Raw genomic sequence first — 7,487 nt, 5'->3', positions numbered from 1 at the left:
TATATTTATAATTTGAAAAAATATAGAATTTGAACCTTGTTTACTTAGGCACATGGAAGTATGAATAATTAAGGATAAAAATTATTTTATTTCATTCCTCTATATAAATTTTCCTTTGTGTTATTCGGCTTGAGCAATACCTAGTTGCAAGAAGGGGGAGTATTTATACTTTATTTTTGTAAATTTAAAAAAGGTCATAGAATTTCTCGAATAAAATCGGCTTTTCTTGAAAATACTATGGTCTAGCCTTCATTATACACTTGGCACACTTTCATCTATCTATTTACAATTATTATAAACTAAGTAAATCCTTCATATGAAAACCTGAAGTAAGAAATTTGAGACCTTGGAAGATATATGGAGTAATTAAAATATCTTCCAAGGTCTTTTCTTTTGTTTATTTATAAGGTTAGTAGATAAGGTGATTCAATATATTTCATTACTAGATTTAAGAACTGTGCTGCTGTTTCACCATCTAGAATTTGGTGATCAAAAGTTAAGCTAAACGGGATTCTCTTAACTTGTTTCACTTTTCCCTCTTCCGTTAAGGCTAATTCCTCCTGTAATGCACCTACACCTAAAATACCACTTTCTGGTGAATTTAGAATTGGAGTGAAGTATTCAATTCCCGTTGCACCCATATTACTAATCGTAAAGGTAGCACCCGAGAGTAAATCACCGCTTGCTTCTCCATTTCTAGCTTTGGTTGAGATTTCTTTGATTTTTCTTGCAAGGTCTCCAATTGTTTTTTGATGTGCATTTTTAACAACTGGGACAACCAAACCGTCCTCAAGTGATGTGGCAATTCCCAAATGAACCTCATCCAATTCTTTTAGCTCACCGTTATAGTAGAGAGAATTCATTTTCTTGTAATCTTGTAAGGCAAGAACGGTTGCTCTAGCAATTAGTACAGTTATACTAAGTTTTACATCTAGATTACTTTTGTCAATTTCCTTTCGTAGTGATTTTTGGAAATCAATCAGTTTGTCTGCATTTACTTTTCGATGCAGGGTTAACTGTGCTGTTTGTGCTAAACTTCCACGCATTCCACGAGCAATAGCTTTGCGCATTGGTGAGAGCCCTTCGCCCACTGCTTCTAAATCAACGTAATTCTTTGTCCTTTCCTCCACTTCTAATGTTTCTGCTGGTTGATAATCGAACCCATTAGCTTCCACTCGCTGAATGTCCAATTTCGTAATTCGCCCATTACCACCAGTACCTTTGATTAATTCTATATCAAAGTTCATTTTCTTGGCCATTTTTCTAGCCAATGGGGTAATAAATATCCGCTCACCTTTAATTGTCTTTCCTTCCTTATCATCTGACTGACAATTAGGATCTTTTTCTTTTGATGTTTCAAAAACAATGGCCGATTCTTTCTCCTTCTCTTCAACATCTATTGAAACAGAAGCATTCCCGACCTGTTCACCTTCTTCTCCTATTGCTCCAAGCATCCCTCCTACTTCTACTTCATCACCAATATCCGCATTTTTGACTAACAGAACACCTGCAATTGGTGCTTCCACTTCTTGGGTAAGCTTTTCTGAACTAATTGTCAATATTGGTTCATCTTGTTCGATGTGGTCTCCGACTTCTTTGTGCCATTCTACAATTGTACCTTCTGTCATCGTCATCCCTAATTTTGGCATTACAATGGGTTCACTCATTTAATCATTCACCTCCTAAAAGTTTATTCTTTTTTTAAATCAAAAATTAATTCTTCTGCCACTTTTAACACCTTGTTCGCATCTGGAATATATGCTTTTTCCAAATTCGCGGCAAATGGTACAGGTGTGTCCGGTGCGCAAACAGTTTTAATAGGTCCATCTAAATAATCAAATGCTTTATCAGCGACGACTGAAGCTACATCTGTAGCAGTGTTGTTATGCGGATTTGCCTCATCAATTACAATGAGTCTTCCTGTTTTCTTTACAGATTCTAAAACGGTTTCTTCATCCCATGGTGCCACCGTTCTTAGATCGACTACTTCTATAGAAACCCCATCTTTTTCCAACCCTTCCGCTACTTCAAGCGCTACATGAACCATTTTGCCAATTGCAACGATAGTAAGATCCTTTCCTTCTTTCGTAACGCTTGCTTTACCAATCTCTACTGTATAATATTCTTCCGGTACTTCACCTTTCATACCATAAATCGATTTATCCTCTGAAAAAACGATAAGGTTATCCTCTTCAATCGCTGCTAACATCAGACCCTTTGCATCATATGGATTAGACGGAACAACCACTTTTACTCCCGGTATAGATCCAAACATTCCATATAAGGTTTGCGAATGCTGCGCAGCTGCTCCAACACCTGCTCCGTGTACCGTTCGTACAGTAAGTGGTATTTTAGCTTTCCCACCAAACATATAGCGCATCTTAGCTCCTTGATTCAATATAGGGTCTAAGGCAAAGCCAATGAAATCATTAAACATTAATTCAGAGATTGGCCGTAATCCAGTAGCAGCTGCACCTACTGCAGCACTAAAATAACCATGCTCTGCAATCGGTGTATCAATAACCCTTTCCCTCCCATACTTTCCAACGAGTCCTTTTGACAAACCAAATACACCACCAAATGCATCTTCATATACATCATCTTGGATGAGGTGATCAACTTCCGCTCCACCAGCAACGTCTGTTCCAATTAATATAACCCGATCATCTTTTTCCATTGCCATATCCATGCTTTCTGTGATAGCGTTCATAAATGAAATTTTCCTTTCAGCCATTGTAATTCCTCCTTTTACTTTTTTTATGCGAAAACGTCTTTATATAAGGATGATTCATCAGGTAATGGGCTAACCTCAGCAAATGCAACAGCATCTTCAATCGTCTTTTCTGCTGCTGATTCAATGGAATCTGCTTCTTCTTTTGTTATCCAACCATTCTCAACCGCCTTCCCCCGAAACTCTATGATTGGATCACGGTCTCTATTTGGATCATCCTCCGATTTGTATTTTTGTTCGTCACCTTCGAAATGTCCGTATTGACGATACGTATCACATTCAATTAATGTAGGTCCTTTACCAGCTTTTGCTCTTTCAATTGCTTCCTCCGTAGCTTTATACACTGCTTCAACATCCATTCCGTCCACACGTACACCTGGCATATTATAGGCTGACGCTCTTTCCGCAACAGTCTCAGACGCACTTGCATATCTAAACGGTGTTCCTTCACCAAATTGATTGTTCTCACAAACAAAGATAACTGGTAAATCCAAAATCGAAGCAAGATTTAAGCCTTCATGGAATGTCCCCTCATTCGAGGCGCCGTCCCCAAAGAAGCAAACCGCCACATTATCGTTACCTAACGTCTTAATAGAAAGTGCAGCACCAGCTGCTAAACCAAAGCCGCCACCAACAATCCCATTGGCACCAAGCATACCTTTATCGATATCAGCAACGTGCATTGATCCACCCTTACCTCCACCTAATCCATCCTTTTTACCCATAATTTCTGCCATCATCCCATTAATATCACAACCTTTTGCAATAGCGTGTCCATGACCACGGTGTGTACTGGTGATATAATCGCTATCTTCTAACTGAGCCATAACCCCTGTTGCAACAGCTTCTTCACCAGCATACAAGTGAACAAAACCTGGAATAAGACCCTTTCCAAAGATACGACGAACTTGTTCTTCAAAAAATCGAATCTCATTCATCTTTTGATAAATCCATAGAGCTGTTTTCTTTTCCATTTCAAATTCCTCCCTTTAATGCTTTTTACATATGAATAGCTTGTTTAAATAGGGCATTGGCGCTTTCACCAATTGTTTCTGAAACAGTTGGATGGGCATGTATCATTGTTGCCAATTCCGTAACGGTCCCCTCAGCGTGTTTCATGGTTAAGATCTCACCAATCAGTTCTGTCGCACCAGTACCAACGATAACAGCGCCTAAGATCTCTTCATAATTGTTTTCAGAAATAATTTTTACAAAGCCTTCTGTCGATCCCATAGCAATAGCCTTAGCATTTCCGCCAATACTTGACATGGTTACTTTCACATCGTAACCAGCTTCTTTCGCCTGTTCTTCACTTAATCCAAACGAAGCGACTTCTGGGTGTGTGTAAACACATCTTGGAATTTTTGTTTGGTCAAGATTTAAACTGTGATCGCCTGCCATTTCATGTACAGCAACAATTCCTTCTGCACTCGCAGCATGTGCCAATTGATAGGACCCAACCAAATCCCCTACTGCGTAAACATGTTTTCTACTCGTTTCATAAACCTCGTTTACTGCAACAAATTTATTACTTTCATCCATTTTCAAATTCAAATCCTGTGCCAATTTAATATTGGGCTTTCTTCCTGTTGCGACTAAAAGTTTATCAAAAGGTATCTCTTGATTAGATAAAATTACTTTGTTTTCTTTTACCTCTTTAATTTTTGCTTTTATAATAGTTTGAACCGATTGCTTATCTAATTGCTTTTTAATAATTTTTCTCGCATCATCATCCTCAGTCATTAAGATATCTGGGGCTACTTCGATAATCGTTACTTTCGTTCCTAATGGTGCCATAGCAGATGCCAATTCTACGGATATAACGCCTCCACCAATAATTACTAGTGATTTGGGTAGTTTTTTCAAATCAAAAAATGTATCTGTTGTCAGGTAATCAATCTCCTCCAATCCTTTAATTGGAGGTACAAATGGTTTACTACCAGTTGCTAATAAAATATCTTTCCCACTAATTCTCTCTGCACCAATATCAACCGTTAAATCTGCCTTTATTTTTGCTTCCCCTTGAAAGACGGTGACATTGTTTTTCTTAAGTAGATGAGACACTCCACCAGTTAACGTTCGAATAACTTGATCTTTTCGGTTCATTAATTTGGGAAAATCAATAGAAACTTCTCCTGTTTTAATCCCCCAATCATTTGCTTGCTTTATTCCCTCTACTAATTCACTATACTTTAATAGTGTTTTTGAAGGAATGCATCCAACATTCAGACAAGCTCCACCAATTTTTTCTCTTTCCACAATGGCAACTGTCTTCCCTAACTGTGCAGCTCGAATAGCTGAGACATATCCACCTGGACCTGCACCGATGATGACTACATCAAATACTTTCAATGTATCAACTCCTTTCTTCGCTGTTTCACTAGTTTATATGCAAAAAACATGCCAACAAGTAATATCTTGCTATGACTCCGCTTTCAATTACTTTGAAAATAAAAAATAAAAAAATGAGACGCTTTTCTCAAATCGTCTCATTTTTTCTCAAATATTTTATGAATTATAAGTTGAATTTCTTTATCTTTCTATATAATGTTGCTCTTGATATATTCAATTCTTCTGCAGCTCTAGATACCCTACCGTTATATTTAGCTAGCGCTTCTTTCATTCTTTTAATCTCTAATTGTGTTCTAACATCATAGTTTTCTATTTTCTTAGGTTGGGACTTGGCGGAAAGTGAAGTTGGTTCTAATACGGAGACAAGTTGTAATAACTCTTCATCGTTTGGTGTTTGATTGGTAAATAATATTTTGCATCGTTCCAAAGCATTATATAGTTCACGCACATTCCCTTGCCACTCTCCCTGCATGAAAATCTTCTCCAATCTCCTTATCCAACTAGGAAACCATCTTTCCCTCTCACAATAGTCATTTATGAAGTGTTTGATATCTTCTTTTCTCTCTCTTAGTGGAGGTATTTGAATAGGGAAAACATAAATCCGATAAAACAAATCCTTTCTGAATTTCCCCTCCTTTACCAACTTTCGAATATCCTCATTAGAAGCAGTAATTATTCTGATATTGAGACGAATCGAGCCTGTCCCTCCGATACGTGTTATTTCTCTTTGCTGTAGAGCTCTTAATAATGACACTTGCATCGATGATGACATTTCTTCGATTTCATCAAGAAATAATGTTCCACCATTAGCTTGTTGCAATTTACCTTTATATCCTTTGTTGTTTGCACCAGTGAAAGATCCTGGCTCATATCCAAACAATTCACTTTCTAGTAATCCTTCAGGTAATGCACCGCAATTTATTGTTAAGAAAGGACCGTTGGAACGACTACTGTTATCATGAATGGTCTGAGATATAACTTCTTTCCCAGTACCGGTTTCTCCATATATATGTACCGATGTATCCGTAGCAGAAACTTTCTTAACGTCCTCCAATACTTTCTGAAATGTTGCACTCGTACCTTTCACACCTTTAAAGTTAAGTGTTGAAGAATCCTTAAAAGGCATTTCGATAGGGATACGATATCCAATAATCCTATTTCCATTTTTAATAGGGATACGTAGATTTGATAGTTGTATATCCGTTTCTTTAATAAATTCAGATAAGGTACATCCGATGAGAGAATGATACGTAGAAGATAGTCCCGTTGGTAATGAATAAATAACTTCATTAGTTGAGCATATGATTGCATTCTGGTCGGAGTTAAAATCGGGTTGGATCAGCAGTTCCAAATCCTCTTGCACTTGTTGTTTCAAATCTAAAGAAATAGAATCAGCAGCTAATTTTATAGATGCTAAAACATAATTATAGTTAATCGAACGATACAGACTGGAAATGTTAAGTACACCAATTAAATTATCATCCTGTCCGAATATTGGAGCAGCAGTGCAATTCCATGCTTGAGAGGCAACTGAGAAATGTTCATATCCCTTAACCGTTATCGGCTTTTTCAAGCGTAGAGCAAGTCCAATCGCATTAGTACCAACTTCCTTCTCTCCCCACTTCGCTCCCTCGATAAAATAGATTTTATCAGCCGCATGTTTAACCGTGTTCTCTCCTTCTTCAAATAATATATAACCATCACAATCTGTTAAAGTGGTTACATAACGCCAGCCTTTTAAAAAATCTCTTAATTGTTCAATATGTGGTTTGGCTAAATCTAGCAATAATTGATTTTGCTTCTTCTTTCGTTTTAATGATTGTAAATCTAAGACCTTTCCAGCCTTACCACAATATGGGTTTACATTTTGATTTCTACAAAACTGCCAGGATTCAATTATTTCACTAGATATATTCGTTTCTTTCAATCCAATTGTCCCCTCATAGAGAAAGCGCTGCCAAATTTGTTTTGAAACAACTTTCCTACCCATGTTATTGATCCTCCTGTTAAGTTTTTATGTACTTAAATTATATACTTCATTATGATTTATGTTAAGTATGGGCTATTTATTCACTTTTAAAATATCAATGGACATCAACTCAAATGAGAAGAATAAAACTTGATAAATCACTATTCCCTCCGAAATATGTAACGTAAAATTACTATTAAATTGTTTAAATAACTCTTTATCATAATAGTTAAGATTAATTGTTTGGAAAGAATACTGTGTTTATCAAAGCTTTTCCCAATATAAAGAGACAGGATAAGATTTTTCATCCTATCCTGTCTTTTAGTTTTGCCTGGCGGCGTCCTACTCTCGCAGGGGTAACCCCCAACTACCATCGGCGCTGGAGAGCTTAACTTCTGTGTTCGGTATGGGAACAGGTGTGACCTCTCCGCCATC

5 protein-coding genes and 1 rRNA gene are annotated in these 7,487 nt (G+C 37.1%); all 6 read right to left on the bottom strand.

Annotation, left to right across the window (positions count from 1 at the left end; all coding sequences use genetic code 11):
- Positions 1-401: 401 nt before the first annotated feature.
- Positions 402-1,667, bottom strand: coding sequence for a dihydrolipoamide acetyltransferase family protein (locus KM885_RS17380; protein ID WP_047186542.1), 1,266 nt, complete (start codon positions 1,665-1,667; stop codon positions 402-404).
- A gap of 23 nt (positions 1,668-1,690) precedes the next feature.
- Complete coding sequence (locus KM885_RS17375; RefSeq protein WP_047186541.1) at positions 1,691-2,734, bottom strand: alpha-ketoacid dehydrogenase subunit beta; 1,044 nt, start codon at positions 2,732-2,734, stop codon at positions 1,691-1,693.
- A 23-nt stretch (positions 2,735-2,757) separates the two neighbouring features.
- Complete coding sequence (locus KM885_RS17370) at positions 2,758-3,705, bottom strand: thiamine pyrophosphate-dependent dehydrogenase E1 component subunit alpha (RefSeq protein WP_047186540.1); 948 nt, start codon at positions 3,703-3,705, stop codon at positions 2,758-2,760.
- A gap of 25 nt (positions 3,706-3,730) precedes the next feature.
- Positions 3,731-5,083, bottom strand: coding sequence for a dihydrolipoyl dehydrogenase (gene lpdA, locus KM885_RS17365; RefSeq protein ID WP_204798825.1), 1,353 nt, complete (start codon positions 5,081-5,083; stop codon positions 3,731-3,733).
- 163 nt (positions 5,084-5,246) lie between these two features.
- Complete coding sequence (locus KM885_RS17360) at positions 5,247-7,073, bottom strand: sigma-54-dependent Fis family transcriptional regulator (RefSeq protein ID WP_047186538.1); 1,827 nt, start codon at positions 7,071-7,073, stop codon at positions 5,247-5,249.
- 308 nt (positions 7,074-7,381) lie between these two features.
- Positions 7,382-7,487, bottom strand: a 5S ribosomal RNA gene (gene rrf / locus KM885_RS17355); the annotation flags it as partial.

Source organism: Oceanobacillus caeni (assembly GCF_019037185.1).
Classification (GTDB): domain Bacteria; phylum Bacillota; class Bacilli; order Bacillales; family Amphibacillaceae; genus Oceanobacillus; species Oceanobacillus caeni.
This window is presented reverse-complemented; position numbering and strand designations above follow the sequence as displayed.

What these genes read in the sequence shown, in the direction of transcription:
- KM885_RS17360 (WP_047186538.1), bottom strand. Translation starts at nt 7,073, where the DNA reads ATGGGTAGGAAAGTTGTTTCAAAACAAATTTGGCAGCGCTTTCTCTAT.
- KM885_RS17380 (WP_047186542.1), bottom strand. Translation starts at nt 1,667, where the DNA reads ATGAGTGAACCCATTGTAATGCCAAAATTAGGGATGACGATGACAGAA.
- KM885_RS17375 (WP_047186541.1), bottom strand. Translation starts at nt 2,734, where the DNA reads ATGGCTGAAAGGAAAATTTCATTTATGAACGCTATCACAGAAAGCATG.
- KM885_RS17370 (WP_047186540.1), bottom strand. Translation starts at nt 3,705, where the DNA reads ATGGAAAAGAAAACAGCTCTATGGATTTATCAAAAGATGAATGAGATT.